Origin of the sequence: Sinosporangium siamense, from assembly GCF_016863435.1 — a bacterium.
In the GTDB taxonomy this organism is placed as follows: Bacteria; Actinomycetota; Actinomycetes; order Streptosporangiales; family Streptosporangiaceae; genus Sinosporangium; species Sinosporangium siamense.
Genome location: NZ_BOOW01000061.1, coordinates 14,388 through 38,026, shown reverse-complemented (window position 1 = coordinate 38,026; position 23,639 = coordinate 14,388). Strand labels below are relative to the sequence as shown.

The 23,639-nt window shown below is 71.7% G+C and carries 31 protein-coding genes and 1 pseudogene; 20 read left to right on the top strand and 12 right to left on the bottom strand.

The window, feature by feature from the left end; translation table 11 throughout:
- Nucleotides 1-139: 139 nt before the first annotated feature.
- Complete coding sequence (locus Ssi02_RS37930; protein WP_204033880.1) at nucleotides 140-685, bottom strand: DUF4232 domain-containing protein; 546 nt, start codon at nucleotides 683-685, stop codon at nucleotides 140-142.
- A 353-nt stretch (nucleotides 686-1,038) separates the two neighbouring features.
- Between Ssi02_RS37930 and Ssi02_RS37925 the strand changes: the two genes are divergently transcribed.
- Complete coding sequence (locus tag Ssi02_RS37925) at nucleotides 1,039-1,182, top strand: hypothetical protein (RefSeq protein WP_204033877.1); 144 nt, start codon at nucleotides 1,039-1,041, stop codon at nucleotides 1,180-1,182.
- A gap of 138 nt (nucleotides 1,183-1,320) precedes the next feature.
- Here Ssi02_RS37925 and Ssi02_RS37920 read toward each other — a convergent pair whose 3' ends face one another.
- The gene (locus tag Ssi02_RS37920) at nucleotides 1,321-1,515 is read right to left on the bottom strand and encodes a hypothetical protein (RefSeq protein ID WP_204033876.1); all 195 of its coding nucleotides are present in this window, start codon (nucleotides 1,513-1,515) and stop codon (nucleotides 1,321-1,323) included.
- Nucleotides 1,516-1,784: 269 nt separating this feature from the next.
- Here Ssi02_RS37920 and Ssi02_RS37915 point away from each other — a divergent pair, with 269 nt between their 5' ends.
- Both Ssi02_RS37915 and Ssi02_RS37910 read left to right on the top strand, forming a co-directional pair.
- Nucleotides 1,785-2,429 carry a sensor histidine kinase gene (locus tag Ssi02_RS37915; protein WP_204033875.1) on the top strand — a complete coding sequence of 215 codons (645 nt, stop codon included), beginning with the start codon at nucleotides 1,785-1,787 and terminating at the stop codon, nucleotides 2,427-2,429.
- The gene (locus Ssi02_RS37910) at nucleotides 2,426-3,076 is read left to right on the top strand and encodes a response regulator (protein ID WP_204033874.1); all 651 of its coding nucleotides are present in this window, start codon (nucleotides 2,426-2,428) and stop codon (nucleotides 3,074-3,076) included. The genes Ssi02_RS37915 and Ssi02_RS37910 overlap by 4 nt, the downstream gene beginning before the upstream one ends.
- 113 nt (nucleotides 3,077-3,189) lie before the next feature.
- On the opposite strand, the gene Ssi02_RS37905 is transcribed toward Ssi02_RS37910, so the two are convergent.
- The 4 genes from Ssi02_RS37905 to Ssi02_RS37890 form a co-directional block, all read right to left on the bottom strand.
- The gene (locus tag Ssi02_RS37905; RefSeq protein WP_204033873.1) at nucleotides 3,190-3,843 is read right to left on the bottom strand and encodes a response regulator; all 654 of its coding nucleotides are present in this window, start codon (nucleotides 3,841-3,843) and stop codon (nucleotides 3,190-3,192) included.
- Complete coding sequence (locus Ssi02_RS37900; protein WP_204033872.1) at nucleotides 3,840-5,027, bottom strand: sensor histidine kinase; 1,188 nt, start codon at nucleotides 5,025-5,027, stop codon at nucleotides 3,840-3,842. Before Ssi02_RS37900 ends, Ssi02_RS37905 begins: the two co-directional genes overlap by 4 nt.
- A 334-nt stretch (nucleotides 5,028-5,361) precedes the next feature.
- On the bottom strand, nucleotides 5,362-6,018 hold the full coding sequence (locus Ssi02_RS37895) for an SRPBCC family protein (RefSeq protein WP_239130408.1): 657 nt from the start codon (nucleotides 6,016-6,018) through the stop codon (nucleotides 5,362-5,364).
- Nucleotides 6,015-6,386, bottom strand: coding sequence for an ArsR/SmtB family transcription factor (locus Ssi02_RS37890; protein ID WP_204033871.1), 372 nt, complete (start codon nucleotides 6,384-6,386; stop codon nucleotides 6,015-6,017). The genes Ssi02_RS37895 and Ssi02_RS37890 overlap by 4 nt, the downstream gene beginning before the upstream one ends.
- Nucleotides 6,387-6,576: 190 nt before the next feature.
- On the opposite strand from Ssi02_RS37890, the gene Ssi02_RS37885 reads away from it, so the two are divergent.
- Nucleotides 6,577-7,113, top strand: coding sequence for a GNAT family N-acetyltransferase (locus Ssi02_RS37885; RefSeq protein ID WP_239130405.1), 537 nt, complete (start codon nucleotides 6,577-6,579; stop codon nucleotides 7,111-7,113).
- The gene (locus tag Ssi02_RS37880) at nucleotides 7,110-7,469 is read left to right on the top strand and encodes a DUF952 domain-containing protein (protein ID WP_239130402.1); all 360 of its coding nucleotides are present in this window, start codon (nucleotides 7,110-7,112) and stop codon (nucleotides 7,467-7,469) included. Before Ssi02_RS37885 ends, Ssi02_RS37880 begins: the two co-directional genes overlap by 4 nt.
- Before the next feature lie 97 nt (nucleotides 7,470-7,566).
- On the opposite strand, the gene Ssi02_RS37875 is transcribed toward Ssi02_RS37880, so the two are convergent.
- Entirely contained in the window at nucleotides 7,567-8,781 is a 1,215-nt protein-coding gene (locus Ssi02_RS37875; RefSeq protein ID WP_204033869.1) for an FAD-dependent monooxygenase, read from the bottom strand.
- A gap of 179 nt (nucleotides 8,782-8,960) precedes the next feature.
- On the opposite strand from Ssi02_RS37875, the gene Ssi02_RS37870 reads away from it, so the two are divergent.
- The 3 genes from Ssi02_RS37870 (at nucleotide 8,961) to Ssi02_RS37860 (ending at nucleotide 10,849) form a co-directional block, all read left to right on the top strand.
- Nucleotides 8,961-9,224, top strand: coding sequence for a GntR family transcriptional regulator (locus Ssi02_RS37870; RefSeq protein WP_204033868.1), 264 nt, complete (start codon nucleotides 8,961-8,963; stop codon nucleotides 9,222-9,224).
- 430 nt (nucleotides 9,225-9,654) lie between these two features.
- A complete protein-coding gene (locus tag Ssi02_RS37865) occupies nucleotides 9,655-9,903 on the top strand; it encodes a hypothetical protein (RefSeq protein ID WP_204033859.1) in 249 nt (82 codons plus the stop codon).
- Entirely contained in the window at nucleotides 9,896-10,849 is a 954-nt protein-coding gene (locus tag Ssi02_RS37860; RefSeq protein ID WP_204033852.1) for a TetR/AcrR family transcriptional regulator, read from the top strand. Before Ssi02_RS37865 ends, Ssi02_RS37860 begins: the two co-directional genes overlap by 8 nt.
- A 207-nt stretch (nucleotides 10,850-11,056) precedes the next feature.
- Here the strand turns inward: Ssi02_RS37860 and Ssi02_RS40085 are convergent.
- A pseudogene (locus Ssi02_RS40085) lies at nucleotides 11,057-11,497 on the bottom strand (hypothetical protein); the annotation flags it as partial.
- 251 nt (nucleotides 11,498-11,748) lie between these two features.
- On the bottom strand, nucleotides 11,749-12,237 hold the full coding sequence (locus tag Ssi02_RS37850; RefSeq protein ID WP_204033838.1) for a MarR family winged helix-turn-helix transcriptional regulator: 489 nt from the start codon (nucleotides 12,235-12,237) through the stop codon (nucleotides 11,749-11,751).
- Nucleotides 12,238-12,304: 67 nt separating this feature from the next.
- Here Ssi02_RS37850 and Ssi02_RS37845 point away from each other — a divergent pair, with 67 nt between their 5' ends.
- Nucleotides 12,305-12,733: a winged helix DNA-binding protein gene (locus Ssi02_RS37845; protein WP_204033824.1), complete on the top strand. Its 429-nt coding sequence runs from the start codon at nucleotides 12,305-12,307 to the stop codon at nucleotides 12,731-12,733.
- Between the two features lie 471 nt (nucleotides 12,734-13,204).
- Here Ssi02_RS37845 and Ssi02_RS37840 read toward each other — a convergent pair whose 3' ends face one another.
- Nucleotides 13,205-13,969: an IclR family transcriptional regulator gene (locus Ssi02_RS37840; RefSeq protein ID WP_239130397.1), complete on the bottom strand. Its 765-nt coding sequence runs from the start codon at nucleotides 13,967-13,969 to the stop codon at nucleotides 13,205-13,207.
- 136 nt (nucleotides 13,970-14,105) lie between these two features.
- Here Ssi02_RS37840 and Ssi02_RS39560 point away from each other — a divergent pair, with 136 nt between their 5' ends.
- From Ssi02_RS39560 to Ssi02_RS37830, 3 genes are read left to right on the top strand one after another with little or no spacing between them, the layout of a single operon-like run.
- Nucleotides 14,106-14,333, top strand: coding sequence for a CoA transferase (locus Ssi02_RS39560; RefSeq protein WP_275410807.1), 228 nt, complete (start codon nucleotides 14,106-14,108; stop codon nucleotides 14,331-14,333).
- Between the two features lie 40 nt (nucleotides 14,334-14,373).
- Nucleotides 14,374-14,601, top strand: coding sequence for a CoA transferase (locus Ssi02_RS39555; protein WP_275410806.1), 228 nt, complete (start codon nucleotides 14,374-14,376; stop codon nucleotides 14,599-14,601).
- Nucleotides 14,594-14,986 carry a hypothetical protein gene (locus Ssi02_RS37830; protein WP_239130394.1) on the top strand — a complete coding sequence of 131 codons (393 nt, stop codon included), beginning with the start codon at nucleotides 14,594-14,596 and terminating at the stop codon, nucleotides 14,984-14,986. Before Ssi02_RS39555 ends, Ssi02_RS37830 begins: the two co-directional genes overlap by 8 nt.
- A gap of 668 nt (nucleotides 14,987-15,654) precedes the next feature.
- Here the strand turns inward: Ssi02_RS37830 and Ssi02_RS37825 are convergent.
- Nucleotides 15,655-15,840 (bottom strand): hypothetical protein, encoded by a 186-nt coding sequence (locus Ssi02_RS37825; protein WP_204033806.1) that lies wholly within the window; start codon nucleotides 15,838-15,840, stop codon nucleotides 15,655-15,657.
- Nucleotides 15,841-16,071: 231 nt separating this feature from the next.
- Here Ssi02_RS37825 and Ssi02_RS37820 point away from each other — a divergent pair, with 231 nt between their 5' ends.
- The 3 genes from Ssi02_RS37820 (at nucleotide 16,072) to Ssi02_RS37810 (ending at nucleotide 18,838) form a co-directional block, all read left to right on the top strand.
- Nucleotides 16,072-16,557 carry a MarR family winged helix-turn-helix transcriptional regulator gene (locus Ssi02_RS37820; protein WP_204033799.1) on the top strand — a complete coding sequence of 162 codons (486 nt, stop codon included), beginning with the start codon at nucleotides 16,072-16,074 and terminating at the stop codon, nucleotides 16,555-16,557.
- A gap of 323 nt (nucleotides 16,558-16,880) precedes the next feature.
- Nucleotides 16,881-18,323 carry an MFS transporter gene (locus tag Ssi02_RS37815; protein ID WP_204033793.1) on the top strand — a complete coding sequence of 481 codons (1,443 nt, stop codon included), beginning with the start codon at nucleotides 16,881-16,883 and terminating at the stop codon, nucleotides 18,321-18,323.
- Nucleotides 18,324-18,361: 38 nt separating this feature from the next.
- On the top strand, nucleotides 18,362-18,838 hold the full coding sequence (locus tag Ssi02_RS37810; RefSeq protein WP_204033787.1) for a TIGR03618 family F420-dependent PPOX class oxidoreductase: 477 nt from the start codon (nucleotides 18,362-18,364) through the stop codon (nucleotides 18,836-18,838).
- A gap of 68 nt (nucleotides 18,839-18,906) precedes the next feature.
- On the opposite strand, the gene Ssi02_RS37805 is transcribed toward Ssi02_RS37810, so the two are convergent.
- Complete coding sequence (locus Ssi02_RS37805) at nucleotides 18,907-19,296, bottom strand: hypothetical protein (protein WP_204033765.1); 390 nt, start codon at nucleotides 19,294-19,296, stop codon at nucleotides 18,907-18,909.
- 244 nt (nucleotides 19,297-19,540) lie between these two features.
- Here Ssi02_RS37805 and Ssi02_RS37800 point away from each other — a divergent pair, with 244 nt between their 5' ends.
- The 5 genes from Ssi02_RS37800 to Ssi02_RS37780 all read left to right on the top strand — a co-directional run bounded on the left by Ssi02_RS37800 (nucleotide 19,541) and on the right by Ssi02_RS37780 (nucleotide 23,552).
- A complete protein-coding gene (locus tag Ssi02_RS37800; RefSeq protein ID WP_204033758.1) occupies nucleotides 19,541-20,251 on the top strand; it encodes a DNA glycosylase AlkZ-like family protein in 711 nt (236 codons plus the stop codon).
- Between the two features lie 397 nt (nucleotides 20,252-20,648).
- On the top strand, nucleotides 20,649-20,789 hold the full coding sequence (locus Ssi02_RS37795) for an SRPBCC family protein (RefSeq protein ID WP_204033751.1): 141 nt from the start codon (nucleotides 20,649-20,651) through the stop codon (nucleotides 20,787-20,789).
- A 121-nt stretch (nucleotides 20,790-20,910) separates the two neighbouring features.
- A complete protein-coding gene (locus Ssi02_RS37790) occupies nucleotides 20,911-21,876 on the top strand; it encodes a DUF4331 family protein (protein ID WP_204033745.1) in 966 nt (321 codons plus the stop codon).
- Nucleotides 21,877-22,269: 393 nt separating this feature from the next.
- Nucleotides 22,270-22,944 carry a hypothetical protein gene (locus Ssi02_RS37785; protein ID WP_204033738.1) on the top strand — a complete coding sequence of 225 codons (675 nt, stop codon included), beginning with the start codon at nucleotides 22,270-22,272 and terminating at the stop codon, nucleotides 22,942-22,944.
- Nucleotides 22,923-23,552 carry a cupin domain-containing protein gene (locus tag Ssi02_RS37780; RefSeq protein WP_204033732.1) on the top strand — a complete coding sequence of 210 codons (630 nt, stop codon included), beginning with the start codon at nucleotides 22,923-22,925 and terminating at the stop codon, nucleotides 23,550-23,552. The genes Ssi02_RS37785 and Ssi02_RS37780 overlap by 22 nt, the downstream gene beginning before the upstream one ends.
- Nucleotides 23,553-23,639 lie beyond the last annotated feature (87 nt).

The window sequence follows — 23,639 nt, the reverse complement described above, 5'->3', positions numbered from 1 at the left end:
GCGGGGCAAACCTTCGGGGGGTGCTCCACCTGCCCGGGTGGGGAGGCGGGCGGCGGCTAGGGGGCGGGCGGGGCGAGGGCGGCGGTTATGACAGGCGCCATGGAGACCTGGAGGACGGACCGCCTGCCGTGTCCCCCGGTCAGGAAGCCGGTCCGGGGGACGGCGCGGCAGGGGCGTGCTCCCAGGCGGTGATCCCCAGGCGGCCGGTGGAGCCGAGGTCGAGCGGGGACTCGGGGGTGACGGTCTGCTCGGCGCCGCCGGGGTCGGCGGTGACCGAGACCCGGGCGGCGTCCACGGGCGGGCGGCCGGTGTCGTCGTAGGTGTTGCGCCACACCAGATGGAACCGGGCCGACCCGCCGGGCCGCACCGTCAGCCTTCCCGGGACGGCACCCCTGATCGCGGTGGTGACCTTCCTGGCGTCGCGGTCGATCTCCACCTCAAGTGTCCGCCCGTTCTTGTCCAGGAGCCGCACACCCGGATAGCCGTGCACCTGGCGATCGGCGTCGCCGCAGTTGGTGAGGGTCACAGGCTGGACCCGCAGCCCCATCGCGGCCTCCGGCGGGCCGGCCGCCATGACCACCCCCGACGCGGGACAGGAGGAGGCCTCCTGGCAGGCGGACAGAGCGAGCAGGCCGCTCAGGATGGCGGCCGCGGTGAGCACCGGTCGAACGTCGGGTACGGTCACCCGGCCCATCCTGGCAGGTGAGGGCGTCCTCCGGCGGCCTGTACGGTGGCCCGCCCCGTCCGCGCGAGACGCCCTTGACCGCCTGGACGCCCGGCGGTGCGTGATCACGGATGTGTACGGCGGGGGCCTCCGAGGCGGGGGCTGCGCCGTGCCCGGCGGTGCGGGTCACGGGTGTGTGCGGCGGGAGCCCGAATCGAGGGCTGCGCCGTACCGGCCGCTGATGGATCATCGCCGCCGGTCCGGTGGGCCGGGTGGGGCCGGACTCTCCGGGCGGGTGGCGGGACGGGCCACCGTCGGCTTCGACATAATGTAGAAGCTTGATGCGGTCAGTCTGATGCCTGTGGGGTCGTTTCGTGTTCGAGATCGTTTCCGCGCTTGTCCCGCCGCTGGTGGTCGGTGGCGCGTTTGTCGCCGGGATCGTCTGGCTGGTGCGCAGCGAGGCCCGTGCCAAGGCCGCCGAGCTGCGCGCCGAGCGCCAGGCCGCGGCCGGGAAGTAGCACCCGCGGCGACCGCCTGCGCGGGGTGAGGCCCTGCGGGCAGGCGGTCGCCTTTGCTTTTGCCGGGATGCCGGGCGGACCGCGATCGCCGTAGGCGGTATACCGCGCTGGGTGGATGTCCCGGGCGGGATGGGCGGGCTAGGGTGCGGGCGTGGTCAGGTTCGCGCTTGTGGCCGGGGTGCTGGTCGTGGTGGTCACCAGTTCGGTGCTCGCCCACGGTGCGCAGCCGCACGCCCGGCCGCTCGACGTGACCGGCGGGGTGCTGCTGGCCGCGGCGGGGCTGGGGCTGGTGTGGCTGCGGGAGCGGCCGCTGGTGAGCCTGGTCGTGTGCACGGCGGCGGCGACGGTCTACTTCCTGCTCGGTTACGCCTACGCCATGTGGCCCGCGCCGGCGCTGATGGCGGTGTTCGCGGTGATCGGGGCGGGCAGGCGCGGCGCGGGGTGGGCGGCGGCGGGTTACCTGATCGGCGTGCCCCTGGTGGGGCTGGTGCTCGCGCCCGAGCTCGACAGGCTGGTGGGGCTGCTGATCTGGGCGCTGATCGTGATGGCGGTCGCCCAGGTGGCGGAGGTGTCCAGGGGGGCGGCGCGCCTACACCGCGGAGGTGGAGCGGCGCGCGGCCGAGGCCGAGCGCACCCGCGAGGAGGAGGCGCGGCGCCGCACCCAGGAGGTGCGCCTGGAGCTCGCCAGGGAGCTGCACGATGTGACCTCCCACACGGTGGCGGTGATCGCGTTGCACGCGGGGGTGGCCGCCGAGGCGGTGGAGCGGGCCGGCGGCCCGGAGGAGGCGCGCAAGGCCCTGGCGGTGATCCGTACGGCGAGCAGGCAGGCGCTGGCCGAGATGAAGGGGGTGCTCGGGGTGCTGCGCGACGCGCCGCCGCCGGGGACGGCGCAGCTCGCGGCGCTGGCGGAGGCGGCGGCGATCCCGGTGCGGCTTGACGTCGTCGGCCCGGAGCGGCCGCTGCCGCCGGCGGTCGACTTGACGGTCTACCGGGTGGTGCAGGAGGCGCTGACCAACACGATGCGGCACGGTGGGGCGAGCCGGGCGACGGTGCGGGTGCGCTATGACGAGCACGGTGTGCATGTGCGCGTCGACGACGACGGCACGGGCCGGGCCGCCGCGCCGGACGGGGCCGCGGGGCACGGGCTGGCCGGGATGGCCGAGCGGGTGGCGGCGGTGGGCGGGCGGCTCAGTGTCGGCGACGGTCCTGAGGGCGGGTTCCGGGTGGCGGTGACTCTTCCGACGTGATCACGGTGTTGCTGGCCGACGATCAGCCGCTGGTGCGGGCGGGCCTGCGGGCGCTGCTTGAGGCGGAGGCGGGCCTGTCGGTGGTGGGTGAGGCGTCCGACGGCGCGCAGGCGGTGCGGCTGGCGGGTGAGCTGCGGCCGGATGTGGTGCTGATGGATGTGCGCATGCCCGGCATGGACGGGCTGGAGGCTACGCGCCGCCTGGCGGGGCGCACTCGTGTGGTGGTGGTGACGACGTTCGATCTGGATGAATACGTGTATGAGGCGTTGCGGGCGGGGGCGAGTGGTTTCCTGGTGAAGGACGCCGAACCGGTGGAGATCCGGCATGCCGTGCGGGTGGCGGCCCGCGGCGACGCGCTGCTGTCGCCGGGGGTGACGCGGCGGCTGATCGAGGAGTTCGCGGCCCGTCCCGGTGGTGAGCCGAGCGCGGCGCGGCTGGCGCCGCTGACCGCGCGGGAGCGTGAGGTGCTGACGGAGGTGGCGCGGGGGCTCACCAACGCGCAGATCGGGGCGCTGCTGGGCATGAGCCCGGCGACGGTGAAGACGCACGTCAACCGGGTGATGTCCAAGCTGGCCGCGCACGACCGGGCCCAGTTGGTGATCGTGGGTTATGAGACGGGGCTGGTGCGGCCCGGCTACAGCTCCTGAACGCGGCGTTTTGCGGGCATACATACTGGCGGGGGGCTGGCCGGCCTCTCCCCCGCCTGCCGTTCGCGGCCCCGCGGCGGGGTACGGCGAAGCACGCGAGGCCCGGCGGCCGGTCAGCGTGGCCTGTGGCCGCGCGGGACGATGAGGCCGGACTCGTAGGCGGTGACCGCCGCCTGGGTCCTGTCGCGCAGGCCGAGCTTGCCGAGGATGCGGCTGACGTGGGTCTTCACGGTCTCCTCGGTGACGGTGAGGCGGGCCGCGACCTCGGGGTTGGACAGCCCCTCGGCGACCAGCCGCAAGACCTCGGTCTCGCGGGGCGTCAGACCGGTGAGCACCGGGGTCTCCCGCGGGGGACGCTGCCGGGCGAACTCGCCGATCAGCCGCCGGGTGACCGCCGGCGCCAGCAGGGCCTCCCCCGCGGCGATCACGCGCACCGCGTCGAACAGCCGCTCGGCCGTGACGTCCTTCAGCAGGAACCCGCTGGCTCCGGCGCGCAGGGCGTCGTAGACGTATTCGTCGAGGTCGAAGGTCGTCAGGATCAGCACCCGCGGGCCGCCCTCCAGCCGCCGCGTGGCCTCGATGCCGTCCATGACCGGCATCCGGATGTCCATGAGCACGACGTCCGGCGTGAGCTCGGCACACATGCGCACCGCCTCGGCTCCGTCCTGAGCCGTTCCCGCGACCTCGAAGTCAGGTTGGGTGCCGAGCAGCTCGGCGAAACCCGTACGGACGACGAGGTGGTCGTCGGCCACGACGATGCGGATCATTCGGGCGTCCTTCCGGGAAGCCGGGCCTGGACGCGGAACCCGCCGCCGGGTGCGGGGCCGCAGGTGAGTTCGCCGCCGGCGGCCAGGGCGCGCTCGCGCATGCCGGTCAGGCCGTGGCCCCCGGCCCCCGAGGGGCCGGGTCCGTCGTCACATATCGCCAGTTCAAGCGCCCCGGGCGTGTAGCGCAGCCGGACCTGCACGGACGCACCCGGCGCGTGCCGGCGCGCGTTGGTGAGCGCCTCCTGGACGATGCGGTAGACCGCCAGCTCCACCCCCGGATCGAGTGGGACCGGATCGCCGGTCACCGACAGGCGGATCTCGTTGCCGCCCGCCTCGCGTGCCTCGCCGATCAGCCGGGCGAGCCCGTCCAGGCCGGGCTGCGGTTCGAGCGCGGCCACACCGGCTTCGGCGTCCTCGCGCAGCACGCCGAGCAGGCGGCGCATCTCGGTCAGCGCGGCCCGGGCCGTGTCGCCGATGCGCCCGAGCCGCTCGGCCCCCTCCTCCGGCATGCCGGGTGTGGCCAGGCGTGCGGTCTCCGCCTGCACCACGACCATGGAGATGTGGTGGGCCACCACGTCGTGGAGCTCCCGTGCGATCCGGGCGCGCTCCCCTCGTGCCACGTGCTCTAGCCGGGTGTCGGCGATGATCTGCTTTTCGGCCGTGATCTGCGCGTTCTCCTCGCGGGTGCGCCACCCGACCCCGGCCAGGGCCGCCGCCGGGGCCAGCACCCCCAGCAGCGCGATCGGGAAGCCCAGGTGATCGCCGTCGGGCGCCGCCGGCGGTGGCGTGTGCGGCGCGGCGCCGAAGGGGACGGAGACTCCCGTGCCGGCCGCCCCGATCAGCGCCGTAACGGTGAACGGCAGAGCCAGCACGACCGCCGTCACCCGCGATCCGCCGCGCCCCAGCAGGAACAGAGCGACGAGCTGCGCGACCAGCGCCCCGGAGGTGTATGTCTGGAAGGCGATGATCGCCAGCGTGCCGGCCGCGGTCATGGCGACCGCCGCGCCGGCGGGCTGCCTGCGCGCGTAGGCGAGCGGAAGCGTTCCCGCCAGCGCGAGCACAACGAAGACGACGTAGTGCACCGCCCGGTCGGGCGCTGGCACCTCCCGCTGCACCCGGAAGACCGCCTCGGCGGCCCCGATGAGGGCAAGGCCGATGGACGCCCACCTGATCCATCGTTCCATGCGGGCCATTCTCGCGTCCCCGGCCGCGTCCCACGTCCCTGGCACGGGGGATCCTCAATCGCTCGTGCCGGCTACGGCGCAGGTGCCCCGCACAGGCACCACTGTCCCCTGGGGCGGTGTACGGCAGAGCCCGCGATCCCCTCGCCCCGCCGGCCGGCGGGTGGCCGTGTCCCGGGGCGAGGCCTCGTGAGGTGACGGCCCCGGTCCCGCCACCTCACGAGTCGTGCCGTCGGCTCCCGGCTCCACCGGCCGCTCGCGTTGCGCGGGGCACGCGGTCAGTGCGGCTGCGCCGTACCGGAACCGGGGCAGGGCGGCTGTGACGTGCCCGGGCCGGTCAGGGCTGGGGCTGCTCGGGCGGGGTGGTGTAGAAGCCGAGGGTGGTGGCGGCCCTGGTGCGGGCGGCGTCCGGGTCGGTGCCGGAGGCGATGTCGGCTTTGCACCAGTCTTCACTTGACAGGGTGAAGAAGTGCACGCCCTCCTCCGACAGCGTCCACTCCTGGATCTTGGCCGGGTCGACCGTCTCGCCGGTGGCGAGGTGCAGGTAGAGGCCGAGGAGGCCGGTGTCCCAGCCCAGGCCGACGGCGCCGGGGCCGAACTGGCCGTCGAACTCCCTGAACCCGTCGTCGACGGGGGCGATGTGGTCGAGCTCCAGGCGGGTGCGGCCGCCTGGGGCGGCGGTGAGGCGGACCTCGATCCAGCTCTTGCCCTCGCCGTATTCCCAGGTGGCGAAGAAGCTCTTGGGCGGGTCGCAGCGCTGGATCTCGCCGCCCGCGTTGCCTTCGAGCTGGTATCGGCCGCCGACGCGCAGCTCGCCGGTGACGGGCAGGAACCAGCGGGGCAGCCGCTCGGGGTTGGTCAGGGCGTCCCAGACGTCCTCTACGGGGGCGTCGTAGGTGCGGCCGACGGTGACCGTGCGGGCTTCGCCGGCGTTGAAGGTGCTGTTGCCGACCCGGCGGGTCACGGCGTTGATCTGCTCGATGACGTCTATCACTGTGGGGTCCCCTCGGGTTCTGGATTGTGGTGGGTCTCGCGCAGGCGGCGCTCGCGGCGGCCGCGTGCGAGCTCGGTCGCCAGGGCGTCCAGGTGGGGGGTCCAGTGGCGCCGGAAGCGGTCGAGCCAGGTGTCGATGTCTTGCAATGGCGTGGTGTTGACGGCGTAGAGCCGCCGGGCGCCGTCGGGGCGCACGGTGGCGAAGCCGCTGTCCCGCAGCACTTTGAGGTGCTGGGAGACGGCGGGCTGGGAGATGCCGAACTCGAGCCGGATGACCGCGCACACGGCCCCCGAGGTCTGCTCGCCCTCGGCGAGCAGCTCGAGGATTCTGCGGCGGACCGGGTCGCCGAGCACATCGAACGCGTGCATGCCGGCGACGCTACAGCTCCCAACTTATATAAGTCAAGGCGAATATTCCCAGCCTGCAGGGGCGGTGGAGCGTGCCAGCGGGTGAGGGCGGAAATCGGCTCGCGCGCAAGGGTTCAGCGGACGGCGATATCCGGTCGCACGGCCCGCCCCCGCTGCCTAGTCTGGCTGCGTGCTGAAACCTGACTTTCCATTGCACACCAGGCGCCTCACCTTGCGCGCCTTCACCCCGGCCGACCTCGACGCCCTGCACACCTTCAACCGGCTGCCCGAGGTGGCGCGCTACCTCTACTGGCGGCCCCGCACGTTGGAGCAGACCCGCGCCGCGCTGGAGGTGAAGCTCGGGCAGACAAGCCTCACCGAGAGCGATCAGGAGATGGCGATCGCCGTCGAGCTGCGCTCGACGGGTCACCTCATCGGGGAGGCTTCGCTGTTCTACCGTTCCAAGGAGCACCGGCAGGCCGAGATCGGCTATGTGTTCAACCCCGAGTTCCACGGTCACGGTTATGCGACCGAGACCGCGCGGGAGTTGCTGCGGCTGGCGTTCGACGGGCTGGGCGCGCACCGGACCATCGGCCGGCTGGACGCGCGCAACACCCGCTCGGCCGCGCTCCTGCAGCGCCTCGGGATGCGGCGCGAGGCATACCTGGCCGAGAACGAGTTCGTGAAGGGCGAGTGGGCCGACGAGGTGGTCTACGCGATGCTCGATCGCGAGTGGCGCGCCCGGTGAGCCCGCACGCCTCCGGCGAGGGGGTGGTGTGGCACCTGGCGCTGGCCGAGCACTGGGAGCGTGCTCGCCGCAGCGGGGAATACCGCCACTCCACGCTCGGGCGCACCCTGGAAGAGGAGGGTTTCATCCACGCCAGCCGCGACCACGCCCAGCTCGCGGGCGTGGTGCGCCGCTTCTACCGCGGGGTGACCGAGCCGCTGGTGCTGCTGGAGGTCGACACGGGGCTGCTCGGCTGCCCGGTGCGCTACGAGCCGCCGGGCGCGGCCGAGACCTTCCCCCACATCTACGGCCCGATCCCCGCCCGGGCCGTCAGGTCGGCTGTGCCGTACACGCCGCCGGAGGAGGGCGGGCTCTAGGCGGAGGCCGGGCGGGCCGGGGCCGGGCAGGGCCCCCGGTTCCCCGCCCGGGCCGGCGTCAGGCCGGCTGCGCCGTACTCGCGGCCGGAGGGCCGGTTCAGGCCGCGGCGGCGCGCAGGCCGCGGCCGGGCAGGTTGTAGTCGGGGAGGGGGATCTGCGAGCCCCTGGCGTCGCGGGCGGCGATCAGGTCGCGCACCGGGCCGTACCTCGTCCAGCGCATGACGGCGGTGCGCAGGTGGACGCCGAGCGCGGTGGTGGGGACGAGGGAGGCCACGCCGCCCGGCGGCTGCCGCTGGGCGAGCTCGGCGTGGGGGCGCAGGAAGTGCTCGTAGCCGGTGTAGGCGCTGCGGTGGTCGGCGGCGGCCAGTTCGCCGGCGAGCACGTAGGCGCCGGCCACGGCCAGGTCGGTGCCCGCGTGCTTGAGGGGCGAGGGGCAGTGGGCGGCGTCCCCGAGCAGGACGACGCGGCCGTAAGACCACCGGTCGAGGCGCACCCGCCCCAGGGAGGCGAAGCGGAAGTCGGGTGCGGCGCGCATGGCGCGCAGGAGGTAGGGCACCTGCCACCTGACCTTGGCGAAGCGCTCGGCGAGGAGGTCATGGTGCCCGGCGTTGTCGTGCGGGTCGAAGGAGAGGGAGCGGGTGCGGAAGCAGAGCGCGACCTTGACCTCGCCTGGGCCGCGGCCCTCCCGGGCCATGGCCGTCAGGCCGGGGGCGTGGTGGATCTGGCTCCATCCGTCGAGGTTGATCTCCTCGACGGCGGTGAACGTCGCCCAGTGCAGTCCGGCCGGCTGGAAGTGCGCCCCGGCCATCTCCGCGCCGGGGCCGGCGACCAGTGAGCGCACGGGCGAGTGCGGCCCGTCGGCGCCGACGACCAGGTCGAAGCGCCGGGGCGCCGCCTTGCCGAAGGTGGCGGTGACGCCGCCGGCGTCCTGCTCCAGGTCGGCGATGCCGTCGCCGAGGATGTAGGTGACTTTGGGCGCGGTGGCCTGCTGGAGGATCCGCACCAGGTCGCCGTGCGGCACGTCGAGGGCGTCGTAGTCGGTGGGGGGTGTCGAGGCCGTGATCCGGCCGAAGGTGTCGACGAGGGCGACGCCTCGCCCCGGTTTGAGGGCCGCCTCCCGCACGCGGTCGAGGAGGCCCATGCGTGTGATCACGGTGGTGCCGGCGTCGGTGAGGCGCACCGCGCGGCCGCCCGGCCGGAGGCGCCGTTCGCGGTCCACCACCGTGACTCCGAAACCTGCCGCGCGTAGCCAGTACGCCGCGACGCATCCGGCGATGCCCGCGCCGGAGACAAGAATCTCGGTTCTTTTCACGATGCCGAATGTACGGCGCACGCAGAGCTGGATTCAACCCGAAAAGCGCCCATTTTCCAGGGATTTCAGATTAAAGTGCACTAGTGCTTTTTGGGGGCTGAGCGGGGAAAAGTCGCGATGGGAACGCTTTCCCGCAGTTTGTTCGACAAGGTAGTGCACTAGTGCAAAGGAGTGGCCTCTTGAGCGAGCCGCGCTATCTGCAGATCGTCGCCGAGCTGCGCGGCCTGATCGCCTCCGGCGATCAGGCCGAGGGCGACCGGGTGCCGGCCACCCGCGAGATCATGCGCCGGTGGGGAGTGGCCATGGCGACCGCCGGCGCCGAGGGCGTGTGCCCGGTCGTGCGGGTGCTGGTGGAGTCCGGGCAGGCGCCGCTGGGTGAGGACGAGCAGTTCGGCTTCGGGCTGCGGCGCATTCTGGACGGCACCGCCGTACTCGTGCCCTAGCCCTGCGCGCGGGTCGCCGGTTGTCGGTGGCAGTGTTTTTGCGGGGAGGTACGGCACGCGCCTGCTAACCGTTTTATCAAGCGGCGAATGGGGCGGGTTGTCTCAACTAAAGTGCACTACTGCTCGGGTGATGGACCGTGTGTGACGGTGCACTAGCGCAGAGGAGATCCGGGTGGGAGAGCGGGAGCCGCCGCCGCGGGCCGATCGCCGCCGAGCCGCACCCGCAACAAGCCCGCCACCTGGCCTTTCGTGCGGAAGCCGCCGCACGCGTGCGCCCCGCGGCGGGCCGCGCCGCCGGAGCCTTCGCGCCGCCCGGCGGGCGGCGGCCTGCGACGACATCCGGATCTCTCGCCCCTTGGAGGACCCTTGTCTGTGACCCCGCCCGTGCGGCACGAGTGCGGTGCCCGGCCGGTGATGAGTGGAGTGGCCGGTGAGTGAGCCACGCTACCTGCCGATCGCCGCCGGGTTACGCGCTTGCCGGCGGTCCGGGCTGGAGCTCGGCGGCCGGACGCTGCGGGCGCTGTTCGAGCGCGGGCTGCGGCTGATCCCGGACGGCCTGGCGCCGGTCTTCGGCGACGAGCCCCGCAGCGGGCCGGCGGGCCCTGCGGCGGCCCGCTGCACGGCCCACCGCTGCGGGCCGGCGGGCGAGCCCGGCTTGCGGCCGGTGACCGGTGAGTGAGCCGCGCTATCTGCGGATCGTCGCCGAGCTGCGCGGGCGCATCTACGCCGGGGAGCTGGCCGAGGGCGACCGGGTGCCGGCGACGCGGGAGATCATGCGCACGTGGGGGGTGGCGATGGCGACCGCCACCAAGGTGCTGCACGAGCTGCGCCGCCAGGGGCTGGTGCGCGTGGTGCCGGGGGTCGGCACGGTCGTGGGCGGCCGGGCGCGGGCGCCGCTGGAGGGTTCCCCGGACCGGGCCGAGGCCTCCGGGCCGGCTCCGGGGCGCGAGCGGATCGTGTCGGTGGCGCTGGCGATCGCCGACGAGGAGGGCATCGGGGCGGTGTCGCTGCGCCGCGTGGCCGGCGAGCTGGGCGTCGATCCGGTGACCCTTCACCAGGAGATGCCCGGCAACGACAAGCTGCTGGAGGCGCTGACGGCGGCGGTGTGGGAGGAGTTCGGCTGCCTGGCCGTTCAGCCGGAGCACTGGCGGACCAGGTTGCTGATCGGAGCCAGGGCGCTGTGGGGGATGTTCAAGCGGCACCCGTGGTTCGCCTCGGAGATCAAGGTGGACCGGCCGGCGCCGCTGACCGCCTCGCTGCCGATCGCCGAGTGGCTGGCCGCGACGTTCCACGGGCACGAGCCGCACGCCTCCTACACGGCGTTCATGACGATGTTCCACTATGTGCGGGGCATCGCCCTGATGGTGGAGGACGAGGCCGAGGCGCAGGCCGACTCCGGGCTGGACCGCGATGAGTGGCTGGACGCCCAGGAGCCCAGCCTGCGGACGCTGCTGGACAGCGGCCGCTATCCGGCGATGCGCCGCATCGTCGGCGCGGGGGCGACCCGGGCGACGCTGGACGAGCATTTCGAAGGCGGCCTGCACGTGATCCTTGACGGCATAGCGCCGCTGTTCGGCGACAGGCCCCGCTCTAGCGGGCCAGAATGCGGCGGGCCGAGCGGATGACGGCCTCGTCGACGAGCTGCCGCGGGCGTCCAGGCACACGGCGCTGCCGGCGGCCGGCGACTCCTCGTAGCGGTCGAGCAGGCTGCGGGCGGCGCTGACCGCCTCGGGGCTCGGGGTGAAGACGTCGTTGACGACGGGGATCTGCGCCGGGTGGACGCAGGCGCGGCCGGAGAAGCCGAGGCGCATGAGGGCGAGGGTGTCGGCGCGCAGGGCGCCGGCGTCGTGGACGACGAGGCTGACCGAGGCGGCGGGCGGGGCCGGCCCGGCGGCTGCGCTGACCGCGACGACCTGCGACCTGGCCCACAGCAGCTCTTCGCCGCCCGGGCCGGGAGTGATCCCGAGGTCGGCGGCGAGGTCGGCCTCGCCGAGCTGGAGGCGGGCGACGCGGGGGCGCGGGCGAGGGCGGGCGCCTCGAACAGGGCGGCGGCCGACTCCAGCAGGGGGACCGGGGCGATCGAGCCGGCCGGCATGCCCGCCGCGTGCTCGGCTGCGGTGAGGTGCGCGTCCAGGGCGGCGAGGCCGGCGGCGGTTTCGGCCTTGGCGACGTAGAGGCCGGTCAGGGCGGGGGCGAGCACGGCCTCGGCGTCGGCGCGGCCGTGGTCGCCGGGGTTGATCCGTACCCAGATCTCGGGGGGGTCGCCCGAGCACGTGCCCACCGCGGAGTTCCTGTTCGTACTGTCCCCGCTGCCCATCGTCGGCGGCACGGGCGCCCCTGTCCGCCCCCTGGCGGTAATCGAGACGGGCGGGGGGCCTGCTTAGCGCGGCCCAAGAGAGCCCGTTCTCCCCCTTGCGCGCCCCCGGCCCCAGCTCGGCTCGGAGCGCACCCCCATGCCGCCTGGCCGTCCGCTCGGCTCGGAGTGCACGGCCAGGCCGTCCCGGCTACCTCCCGCCTGCCGGTGTCACCGCCGGCTGACCGAGTCGAGGTCCTGGACGAAGCGAGTCAGAAGACCGGCGAGGGCGGCGCGGTCCTCGACGGCCCAGCCGGCCGTGGCCTCGGCGATGACGCGGCGGCGGAAGTCGCGGATCTCGGCGAGGAGGTCGCGCCCCTCCTGGGTGAGGGCGAGCAGCGAGCGGCGGCCGTCATACTGATCGGCCTCGCGCCGCAGCAGCCCGGCGTGGAGAGCGTGGGCGGAGAGCCTGCTGGACCTCGGCTGGTCGACCCCGAGGACCGCCGCGGCGTCGGTGACGGTCAGCGCGCCGCCCCGCTCCGCGGCTGACTCCACCACGTCGAGCAGCTCGAAGACCGCGTCGGGAAGTTCGCCGTGGCGCCCGGTGCGCTCGCCTCGCCGCTCCGACAGCCGCGCCAGGGCGCGGCGCTTGTGCGCACGGCGCAAGGCCACAATCGCCGTCTCGATGTCTGCCGCGTCCCTGCCCGGCTTGTCGTGCACATCCCCTCCATGCATAGTATTAGACAACTACATGTCATCTTACATGGATATGCGCCAAGGGGGATCCGTGGACGAGCCCAAGCCGATCGGATATTGGCTCAAGCACCTGCACAACCTGCTGGAGAAGCAGTTCGACGACACCCTCGCCGACCTCGGCCTCAGCAGGCGTCACTGGCAGATCGTCAACACACTGAACCGCGGCAAGGCGACCCGCGACGAACTCGCCGCGGCCCTCGCCCCGTTCTGGACCGACGGAGAGCCCGAACTCGACCGGCTGCTGCCGGAACTCGGCGGATGGATAAGCACCACCGGGCACACCCTCGCCCTGAACGACGCCGGCCGCGCGGCGCGCGAGCACACCTCGGCACGCATCGACGAGGCCCGCGCCACGGTGCTCAAAGGCCTGAGCGCTGACCAATACACCGAGACCGTGCGGATCCTGTCGGTCATGGCAGGCAACGTCGAAGCGGAGCTGCGCGACCGCCGGAACACATGACGCCACGCGCCTCGGCTTGGAGTATCGATTAGTGGAGTTAATCGGCAACCAAACAAAATCATCGGCTTGAGGGCGGGGCCGCGGACCGGTGGGGCCGTATGCACAACGCCGTATGCACATGCTCATCGTTGTGCAGTGGCATCAGGCGGGGCACAACCGTGCGTGATCCAACAGGCGCTGACCGTGTACGGCGACAGAAGCACCGGCCGGGCACCCGGACTCGATGGTTTGGGCATTGGCCACATTCGAGCGCTGGTACGTCGAGCGCTCAGACGATCGCCGGACGTCGGCCGGGCCTGCGGAGGCGATCGGGGGGCCAGCCGGTGGGCGGGGCAGCCGGTGGGCGAGACGGCGAACCACAAAAGCGCGGCGCCACGGGCCGGGCCCCCCGTCGGGCCGGGCCCGGTCGGCCGCCGCGGCTTCGCCGTACCGGGAAAGGCCGCCGCGGCCTCGCCGTGCCGGGAAAGAATGTCAGGTCGTGTGGCCGAGGCGGGACGAGATGCGGGTTGTGGCCTGGAGGAGGGCCTTGGCGCAGCTGTCGGCCTCGTTGCGGAAGCGTTCCAGGGGGCCGCACACGCTGACGGCGGCGGCGGGACGGCCGGTGTGGTCGAAGACCGGGGCGGCGACCGAGCCGGCGCCGGGCTGGCGTTCGCCGTACGACACGGCGTAGCCGACCTGGCGGACGTGCTCGGCCTGCTCGTTGAGGGTGCCGCGCTCGCCGGGGGCGTGGCGGGTCAGGTAGGCGTCGCGCTCGGCCTCGGGCAGGAAGGCGAGGAACGCCTTGGAGGAGGCGCCCACGTGCAGCGGGTAGGGCACGCCGAGGGTGACCGACATGCGCACCTCGCGGGCGGGGGTGACCTGCTCCAGGTAGATCCGGCTGTCGCCGCTGCGCACCGACAGGGTCGCGGTCTCGCCGGTCTCGGCCGACAGGGCGGCGAGCTCGGGGGCGGCGATGCCGCGCAGGTCGATGCGGTCGAGGTAGGCCAGGCCGAGGCGCATCGACATCAGGCCGAGGGCGTATCTGCGGGTCTCCTCGTCGAGCTCGACGAGGCCGCGGCTGCGCAGTGAGGCGAGGATGCGGTGGACGGCGGCCTTGGACAGCGACAGCTTGTCGGCGATCTCGGTGACGCCCAGGGTCGGCCGGGCCGACTCGGCGAACAGCACGAGCACGTCGGCGGCCCGTTCGACGGTCGAGGCCGTCTGGCTTGCGGGCTGGGCCGTGTCGTCTTCGGACATGGGCTGACTCCGTTTCGGCGAGGGCTCATCAGATCTTCGCATCGCAGGCACGGCGGCACTTGCGCACCGCCCACACCTCAGTGTATTTCGGAACAGTATTCCGAAAAAAGGAACAACTGGAGGCTCCGTACGGCTAGTGGCTCCCTGGACGGCGTCGTCGTCCTCGACCCTCTCCACTCTGTTGGCCGGACCGCTCGCCGCCATGATCCTCGGCGACTACGGGGCGGACGTCATCAAGTTCGAGCACCCCGCCAAAGGCGGCCCCTCGCGCACACACGGCCCCGCCAAGGACGGCGTCGGGTTGTGGTGGAAGATGCTCTCGCGCAACAAGCGTACGGTGACCTGCGACTTCGCCCGTCCCTAGAGGGGCGGCGCTGCTGCGGCGGCTGGTGGAGCGGGCCGACGTGCTGATCGAGAACTTCCGCCCCGGCACCCTGGAGCGGTGGGGCCTGTCCCCCGCCCGGCTGCACGAGATCAACCCGGGCCTGTTCGTCGCGAGGGTCACCGGGTTCGGCCGGGAGGGTCCCTACTCCCGGCGGCCCGGCTTCGGCACCCTGGCCGAGTCGATGAGCGGCTTCGCCGCGATCACCGGGGCGCCCGGCCCCGGGCGGCGAGGCGGCCGAGGTGGTTGACGGCGGCGGAAGGCCGGCCTTCCCCGGCGTCGTCGACGCCCACCAGCAGTGGGGCATCTACAACCCGCTGTCCGACGACACCCGCAGCGAGAGCCGCGCCTGCGCCCGGGGCGGCGTCACCACGGCGCTCACCTACATGCGCACCGGGCAGCACTACCTGAACAAGGGCGGCGACTACGCCGACTTCTTCCCTGAGGTGCTCGAGGCCGCCGCCGGCAACGCCCACGTCGACTACGCCTTCACCTGGCGCCCATGTCCAGCCGGCACATCGAGGAGACCCCCGAGCTGGTGGAGCGGTTCGGCGTCACCTCGTTCAAGATCTTCATGTTCTACGGCGGCCACGGGCTGCACGGCCGGTCCGCGGGCCAGCGGTCGTTCCTCATGACGGAGTACCAGTAGCGATCGCGGAAATCCAACGAACCTACCGCTAACCTAGGAAAACCCTCCACGCTGGCCGGCTGCAGCCACAACGGGCATCCTATGGTCCGGTGGGGAAGGCGTGGCGTCGGCCGGCCAGCGGCCAGCACCACGCTCGGGAAGAGTGCGGGCCGACGCCGCAAGCGTTGCGGGAAATGAGCTGACGCCGCCCGAAGACTTCCATGCCGGGGATGGCAGAGCTAGCGGGCGCGGCCCGGCCTGGCAAGTGCCGCAGACAGTGTCGAACCGGCGGGCGTTGTGTCGCCCCGCAGAAGATCGCCCGCCGCAAGGCCGCCAGGAACCGGCGCCGTTCGCGCGGCAGCATCGACAACTCCAGCAGGTGGTGTTGCCAACCCGCCCCAACCCTCACGTACGTGCCGGGGCACGTACCGTAGCGGACGCGATCAACAACGGTCTGGGGATCTAGAAGAATCGCAGGTCAGAGGCAGGTTCGTTGGTTTCTCCGCGATTGCTACGGGGACCCCAATGACACCCGGGGGCGAGCGCTACGACTACGCCCACTTCGAGTTCGTCATGCCGGGCGTGCGGGAGGGCGCGCGAGCGCTTCCCCGGGCCGATCAGATCTCGCTGCCGCTGCCTAAGGATGCGAGATCGCGGAAGGTGTCTTGCCGGTCTTTATGAGGTGATGCTCCACTTGCCGACCTCGTGGTAGTTCGAGTCGTAGATGACCTCGCCGCTGCCTGGGGCCATCTCGTAGTGTCCGATGTTGCCGCCCCAGTAGCGCAGGACGCGGCCCAGTTCCGCGACGGGGTTCTCCTTGAAGGCGGCGCTGGTCATGTCGAGTTCGAGGACGAACTTCATCTCCGGCCTTTCGGTTGGTGGCTGGGCTTCAATCTTCTCATTGAACTCCCTTCATCGACTTTTCCTGCCTTGGTCGCGGTGGATGCGGGAAAAGTCTCAACCGTAGCCTGCAGCACGATGCGCGCCGGGCGGCCTGGGGGCGCGGCCGGCCAAGAGGCCGAGCCTTTCGCGGCCGACCGGAGCTTTTGCGGCGGATTATCCGCCACGGAACGAATGGGTAGGCTGGACGGCATGACCGCCATGGCGCCCGCGCGTAACGAACCGGACCTGTCGTTCCTGCTCGATCACACCAGCCATGTCCTGCGCACCCAGATGTCGGCGGCGCTCGCCGAGGTCGGGCTCACCGTGCGCATGCACTGTGTGCTGGTGCACGCGCTTGAGGAGGAGCGCACGCAGATCCAGCTCGCCGAGCTCGGCGACATGGACAAGACGACGATGGTGGTCACGGTCGACGCGCTGGAGAAGTCGGGGCTGGCCGAGCGGCGCCCCTCGGCCACGGACCGGCGGGCGCGGATCATCGCGGTGACCGAGGAGGGGGCGCGGGTCGCGGCGCGCAGCCAGGAGATCGTCGACCGGGTGCACCGGGAGGCGCTCGGGGCGCTGCCCAAGCAGGAGCGCGAGGTGCTGCTGCGTGCGCTCAACCGGCTGGCGGAGGGGCATCTGGCGGTGCCGTCGGCGGACGGGACGGCACGGAGGGCCCGCCAGCAGGTCAAGTAGGCGGCGCGGAACGAGATGGGACAAGGCGCATGCGGGCCGCGTGCGGCGGTTGGCGTTCGCGGCCGGATCTCAGGATGCGCGTGATTCTGTGACGTATGCCCTGGGGGACCGACCTGTCGGTGCCAAGGTCCTCCAGCAGCCGCATGCGCTCCGGCCCCAGTCGGCCTCCATCCAGTCGAGCGCCAGGCCGATCCAGTGGACTCAGTCACATCCAGAACCCTGACGACGCCACCCTCGCCCTTCAAATGCGTCCTCAATAGATTGTCTGCAACGGAACCATCTGTTACGGTCTCTCCTGTCACCTCCCGGACAGGAGAGATCCCATGTCGTACTCGCCCCGCAGGCGGTGGTTCGCGCTCGGCGTGATCGCCGCGGCGGTTCTCATGGCAATTCTCGACGGCAGCATCGTGACCGTCGCCATGCCCGCCATCCAGCACGCACTCGGCTTCTCCCCCGGTGAGCTGAGCTGGGTCGTCAACGCCTATCTGGTCGGCTTCGCCAGCCTGCTGCTGCTCGCCGGGCGGCTCGGGGACCTCGTCGGGCGCAGGCGGGTGTTCATGGCCGGCACCGCGGTGTTCACGGCGGCCTCGGTGCTCGCGGGGGCGGCGGCCTCGCCTTCCGTGCTGATCGTGGCGCGGTTCCTGCAGGGGGTCGGCAGCGCGATGGCCTCGGCCGTCGGGCTCGGCATCCTGGTGACGTTGTTCCCCGAGGCACGCGAGCGGGCCAGGGCCATCGCCGTGTTCAGTTTCACCGGGGCGGCGGGGGCCTCCATCGGCCAGGTGCTCGGCGGTGTGCTCACCGATGTGCTCGGGTGGAGTTCGATCTTCTACATCAACCTGCCGATCGGCCTCGCGGCCCTCGTGCTCGCCCTGCGGCTGCTGCCCGCCGACCGCGGGCCGGGGCTTTCGGCCGGGGCCGACGTGCTCGGGGCGGTGCTGGTCACCGGCGGGCTGATGACGGGCGTCTTCGCGGTCGTCAAGGTCGAGGAGTACGGCTGGGCCTCGCCATTCACCCTGGGGCTCGGCGGGCTGGCGGTCGCGCTGCTCGCGAGCTTCGCCGTACGGCAGGCGACGGCGCGCACGCCGCTGATGCCGCTGCGGATCCTGCGGTCGCGCAATGTGGCGGGGGCGAACCTGGTGCAGATGCTGATGGTCGCCCCGCTGTTCTCCTTCCAGATCCTCGTCGCGCTCTATCTGCAGAACGTGCTCGGGTACGGCGCGGCCGCGACGGGTCTGGCCATGCTCCCTGCGGCGGCGGTCGTCGGCGTGGTGTCGCTCGGGGTGTCGGCCCGGCTGAGCACGCGGTTCGGTGAGCGGCGGGTGCTGCTGGCGGGGCTGGTGCCGCTGATCGTGGCGCTGGGGCTGCTGACCAGGGTGCCGGTCGAGGCGGACTACGTCGTGGATCTGCTGCCGGTCATGCTGCTGACCGCGGGGTTCGGGCTGGCGCTCCCGGCGCTGACCGCGCTCGGCATGTCGGGGGCCGGTGAGCAGGACGCGGGGCTGGTGTCTGGATTGTTCAACACCACGCAGCAGATCGGCATGGCGCTCGGGGCGGCCACGCTGTCCACCCTGGCGGTCTCCCGCACCGGCGACCTGCTGTCCGCCGGCCACAGCCGGGCCGAGGCGCTCACCGGGGGCTACCAGCTGGCCTTCACGGTCGGCACGGGCCTGCTGGTCGCCGCGTTCGCGGTGGCGTTCGCCGTACTCCGCCGTCCTGTGCGGCTGGTCGACACCGACTCCCCCGCGCCCGCGCACGTCACCCTCTGAACAATCCCCTTCGAAGATCCCTGAAAGGACATGTGCACATGAACGACACCAAACCGGCCGGTCCCGCCCCCCGCGTGCTCACCGACGGCGAGTTGTCGGCGCTGCTCGCCGACCGGCAGTTCGGGGTGCTGGCGAGCGTGAAGCGCAGCGGCCACCCGCACCTGACGACTGTGCTCTACACCTGGAACCCCGACGAGCGCGTCGTACGGATCTCCACCACCGCCGACCGCCTCAAACCCCGCCACTACCGCAGCGATCCACACGCCGCCCTGCACGTCAGCGGCCCCGATGTCTGGTCGTTCGCCGTCGCCGAGGGCGAGGCGGAGGTCTCGGCGGCGACGGCCGAGCCGGGCGACGAGGTCGGGCAGGAGCTGCTGTCCATGACCCCCGGCTTCGATGACCCCGCCGAGGAGGCGGCGTTCCTGAAGCAGGCGGTGGCGGAGCGCCGGGTGGTCGTCAGGATCCGCGTCTCCCGGTTGTACGGCACAGCCTTAGACATCCCGTCCGAGGGCTGAAAAGCATTCGCGCGCCTGACCGCTTGCGGGGGTGAGGGCCACGCCTCACCTCCCAGAAGCTTTGTCGTTCAAGCGCTGCCTGTGCGGATCTGCTGGATGCGCTGTTTGGACAGGCCGAGCAGTTCGCCGATGTCGGAGTCGGTCAGCCCTAGCTCGTGCATGTGGTCGACGCGGGCTTTCGCGGTCCTCGTGTAGTCCTCCGCGATGGCCGTGGCCCGGCGCTGGAGATCTGCGAACGCGAGCAGGTCTTCTGAGGTCAGGCCTGGTAGGGCATAGTGAAAGACGGGCATCGGCGTGGTGTCGCGATCTCCGAACAGGAACGGAAGGCCGTCTGCGATCTCGCTGTGGAGTTCTTTCAGAGAGCGGCCGGACATGCCTCCGGCGACATCGGCCACGGTGGCGAGCCACAACTGACCATTCCTGGTGATGTGAACGTCAACAGTGCTCTCGACGGTCATCGATCAGTCCTCCAGCCAGTTGTCGCCGTATAGGTGTGCCAACCCTTCCTCAAGGGTGGACATCAGGTGGCCTCATCGACATGAGCCGGTGGGGTCCGCCTTCTGGGGCGGCCCATCGGGAGAGGTCGTAAAGGGTGAGGCCCTCCTAGGACAGAGGTTGGCCTAGATGGCGCATAGTGTCGAGCCCGGTGCCGCCGGTCGAGGTGGTGCCGTGGCTCGATGTGCATGTCTGGAGTCTGCCCCTATGTCCTTCCTCGCTTCCGATGTCCCCCGTCTCACCTGGGCCGATGTGTGTGCGATGCGGTTGCGGCGCCATGCGTTGGACGTGCCCGCGCGGGAGGGCGGGGTCGCCGGGGTGGTGGCGGACATGGCGGGGTTGCACGCGCAGGTGATGTCCGCGGCCGAGCTCGGGGTGGGGCTGCGGCTCGCGGGGGCGACGCGGGTCGCGCTGAGGGAGGCGTTGTGGGTGGAGCGCAGCGTGGTGAAGACGTTCGGGCCGAGGGGCACCGTGCACGTGTTGCCTTCGCGGGATCTGCACCTGTGGACGGCGGCGCTGGCGGCGGTGCCCGCGCCGGGGGTCGCGGTGCCGCCGGAGATGCGTATGACGCCCGACCAGGTCGAGGCGGTGCTGGAGGCGGTCGGGGACGCGCTGAAGGATGCCGAGCTGACGGTCGACGAGTTGACCGGGGAGGTGGTGGCGCGCGCAGGTGCGTGGGCGGGTGACCTCGTCATGCCGGCTTTCCAGGGCATGTGGCCGCGGTGGCGGCAGGTGGTGGCGGGGCTGTGGCACCAGCGCCGCTCGGGCCGCAGGATCGCCGTCACGGTGGAGCCGCTGGTACGGCTGGACGCCTCGCGGTCGGCAGGGTTGGAGCGGGCGGTCGAGCGGGTCGGCGAGGTGCTGGAGGGTGTGCCGGAGCTGACGATCGGCGAGGTGACGGTCGGCGGGCACGCCTGACGCCCCTCGGCGGCGGTCAGCGGTTCTCAGGGGTCCTGCATAGGCGGGCGGCCAGCGTAAGGAGCTCGCTGAGTCGGGTTTTAATCCTGGTTGCGGCGACTAATTATCTGGTGGGTGGTTAGCTGGGGGCTCTTATCCGGCTTCCCATACTTTTACGGTTATCGGCCGCACCTGTGTCTTTACAGTCGGCAACCGCCGCGTTACAAACCCCTCCACACGATCTTCGACTCCCCGGCGCAGATGAAGCAGGCCCTCGACGCGAACTACTACGCATACCAGAGGACCCTGGGAGAACGCATGGTCCACGTCCTCGTCCACGGCTGAGCCGAAGTGCGCGGCACCCCGCGTATCAGCCGTGTATCCGCAGTGCGCATGTTCTGAGGAAGGGACGCGACAGATGGGCTCCGTAAGCACCCGCCGAGACCCTGAACGCCTGACGTTCACCGTGACCGCGGATTACGACGCCTCCCCCGAACAGGTGTGGCGACTATGGGGAGACCCCCGCAAGCTCGAACGCTGGTTCAAATACGACGGGTGAAGTTCGACGCCCGAGGCCTTCCCAGGCCGGGAGGCACGCGGCCGGTGATGAATCCGAATCGAACGCTATAAGACCAGGTCAAGCCCAGTTCCCCCGCCTTGATCGGGGGAACCGGGCAGACATGTCCCACCACCTCAGCGGCCCCGACCTGCGTCCCCCCGCCGACGACCCCCGGCTGGACCTCACCGACGTCTTCGCCTTTCAGTCCCCCGAGGCGGCGGGGGCCACGGTGCTGGTGATGAACGTCAACTCCTTCGCCTTCGTTCCGGGGGCTTCGCCGTACCTCCATCCCGGGGCCGTCTACAAGCTCTGCGTCGACAACGACGGGGACGACCGGCCCGACCTGGCCTTCAGCTTCGTGTTCGGCGAGCCGGCCGGTGGTGAGCAGGCCGTCACCGTCTACTACGGCGCGGGTGAGCGGGCCGGGGGGTTCGCCGCGATGGGCGAGGCCGTCGTGGCGGACGCGCCGGTGGCGTTCGGGCCAGACCCGGCGGTGGCCGAGGCCGGGCCGCTGCGCTTCACCGCGTGCCTGCGCAGCGACCCCTTCTTCGCCGACCTCGAAGGCATCGGCGACGGCTTCACCTGGACAGGCCGCGACACCATGGCGGGCAAGAACGTCGTCGCCCTCGTCCTTGAGGCACCCGACGACACCTTCGGCGCCGGCCCCGAGATCGGCGTGTGGGGCCGGGTGAGCGTCAAACGCGACGGCCGGTGGATCTCCGTAGACCGGGGCGCCCACCCCTCACTGACCGCGTATTTCAACCCCGACGACCGCAAGGACGAGTACAACGCGGGCGAACCTGTCGACGACGTGGCGAACTACCGCGACGCCTGGATCGAGGTCCTCAAACACACCGGCGGCTACACCGTCGCCGACGCCGAACACGCCCTGCGCACCGTCCTGCCCGACATCCTCCGCTTCGACCGCTCCAAACCCGCCCGCTACCCCAACGGCCGCCGCCTCGACGACGACGTCACCGACGCCCGCCTCCACATGGTCACCAACGGCCGAATCCCCTCCGACGGAATCGGCCCCCACTCAGACCTCCTCCCCCACTTCCCCTACCTCGGCCCGCCTCACGCTTAGAGGATGTTCTTGCCTGCGGAGAACGCGGCCTCTGGTGAGGGCGCGCACAATTCGTCAGCAGCCATTTACTTGCCTGCCCTGCGTGGCATATAGCGGCTCAGCATGTCTGCTGCTACTCATGTGCAACTCCTTGGCGATCGAGTGATGTAACCCTTTGCGTGGGCGCATGGGAGACGTTCGCATAAGCCTGCGATGCCGCACATTGTGAAGTGGGTGGAGTTCCAGCTTTTCGGGAGGGTCTATGGGCTTTGACGGTGAAGGTGGTTCTGACGGCCTCAAGAGGGCAGATCCGGCTTTCCTGGAGAAGGGGGCCTTGGGCCTCGATCAACGATGTGCAGAAGGAACTCAAGACCGCGGCAGCCTGCCTGGCCGCTCTGGTGGATGTGCCCGCGCATGAATGATCTTCTACTGGATCCGGCGGATGCCGGCGCGCCGCGCTACACCGAGCGACCGATGCCCTCGTGGAAAGCGGTCGCCGTCGCGTTCCTTTTCCTGGCCGCGATCTATGCCCCCACGGCGGCCGCGGATTCCCCGGCGGGTGCCGCCCTCGCCACCGGTGCGGCCGCGGTGTTTCTCGTTGTGCTCTTCGGTGTTGGAATGCTGGAAAAGCACCGCGTCTGTGAGCGTGCGCTGCTGCTGGGGCCGACGTGGCCCGGGGCTGTGCCGTACGTCGTTCCGCTGGTGTCGATCGATCCGGCGAGTGTGCGGCTGCACTACCGGGCGAACTTCATGGGCAGGCGGTTGGGTCGGCAGGGGACGCCCAACCTGCGCATGGGGGTCTTTTCCACGATCGCCATCAGTTTCACGGCGCTCCATCCGCTGGCGGCGCATCCCCGCAGGCGGCATCGGATCGGTTCGCTGTATACCGAGCCGTTGATGCGCTACGGCAACGCTCCCTCCCCTCCGGTGATCAAGGAGCTGTGGGTGCTGGCGACGCGGCGGCCCGACCGGCTTCTCCAAGCGCTTGAGGCGGCCCTGGTCGACGCGGGTGTGCCCGGGGCTCGCGGGCTTGCCGAGCGGGAGCTCCGGGCACCGCTGGTGGAGCGGTGGCGGAGGGAGTCGGGCTGATCGTACGGCGAAGCCCCTGCGACGACCGCTGGAACGCCACGCACGTGGGCAGCGCCGAGCACGCGCGCCTCGGCGTCGGCGAACCAGGCGAGAGGCCCGGCGGCCTCGGCGGTGTCGTCCTCGGCGACCGGGGTGCGGGAGGAGCGTGTTCGGCCGGGTCGAGCTGGGGGGCACGCCTCGGGCCGCGCGACATGGTGTCGATGCACCACGTGCTCGACGGCGAGATGCGGCTGGAGGCGGGCGGCGGCGACATCCGCGTCGGCCCCGGCGATCTCGTCGTCCTCCCCCACGGCACGCCGCACGCCGTGCGCCACCGGCCGGGCGCGCCCGTGGTGGACGAGGCCCACTGGCGTAAGGAGCGGCAGGCCGCGTTGTCCGTACGGCACAGCCACGGCGGCGACGGCCCGGCGACCGTGGTGCTGTGCGTGGAGCTGCGGGTGGACGGGGCGGCCCGCGAGGTGCTCATGCGGGCGCTGCCTCCGGCGGTGCACCTCCCGGCCGGCGAGTCGGCCGCGGTGTTCGACGGGCTGCTGCCTCTGCTGCGTGAGGAGGTGCCTGAGCGGCGGGCCGGCACGCACCGATCGCCGCCAGGCCAGCGGAGTTGCTAGGCGGGTGGGCGCCGCGTTCCCGATTTAGCGGGATGTTCGATCGGGCTTTCTTTTCGAAGCGTCCTTTCAGGGACGGTGATTTGTATG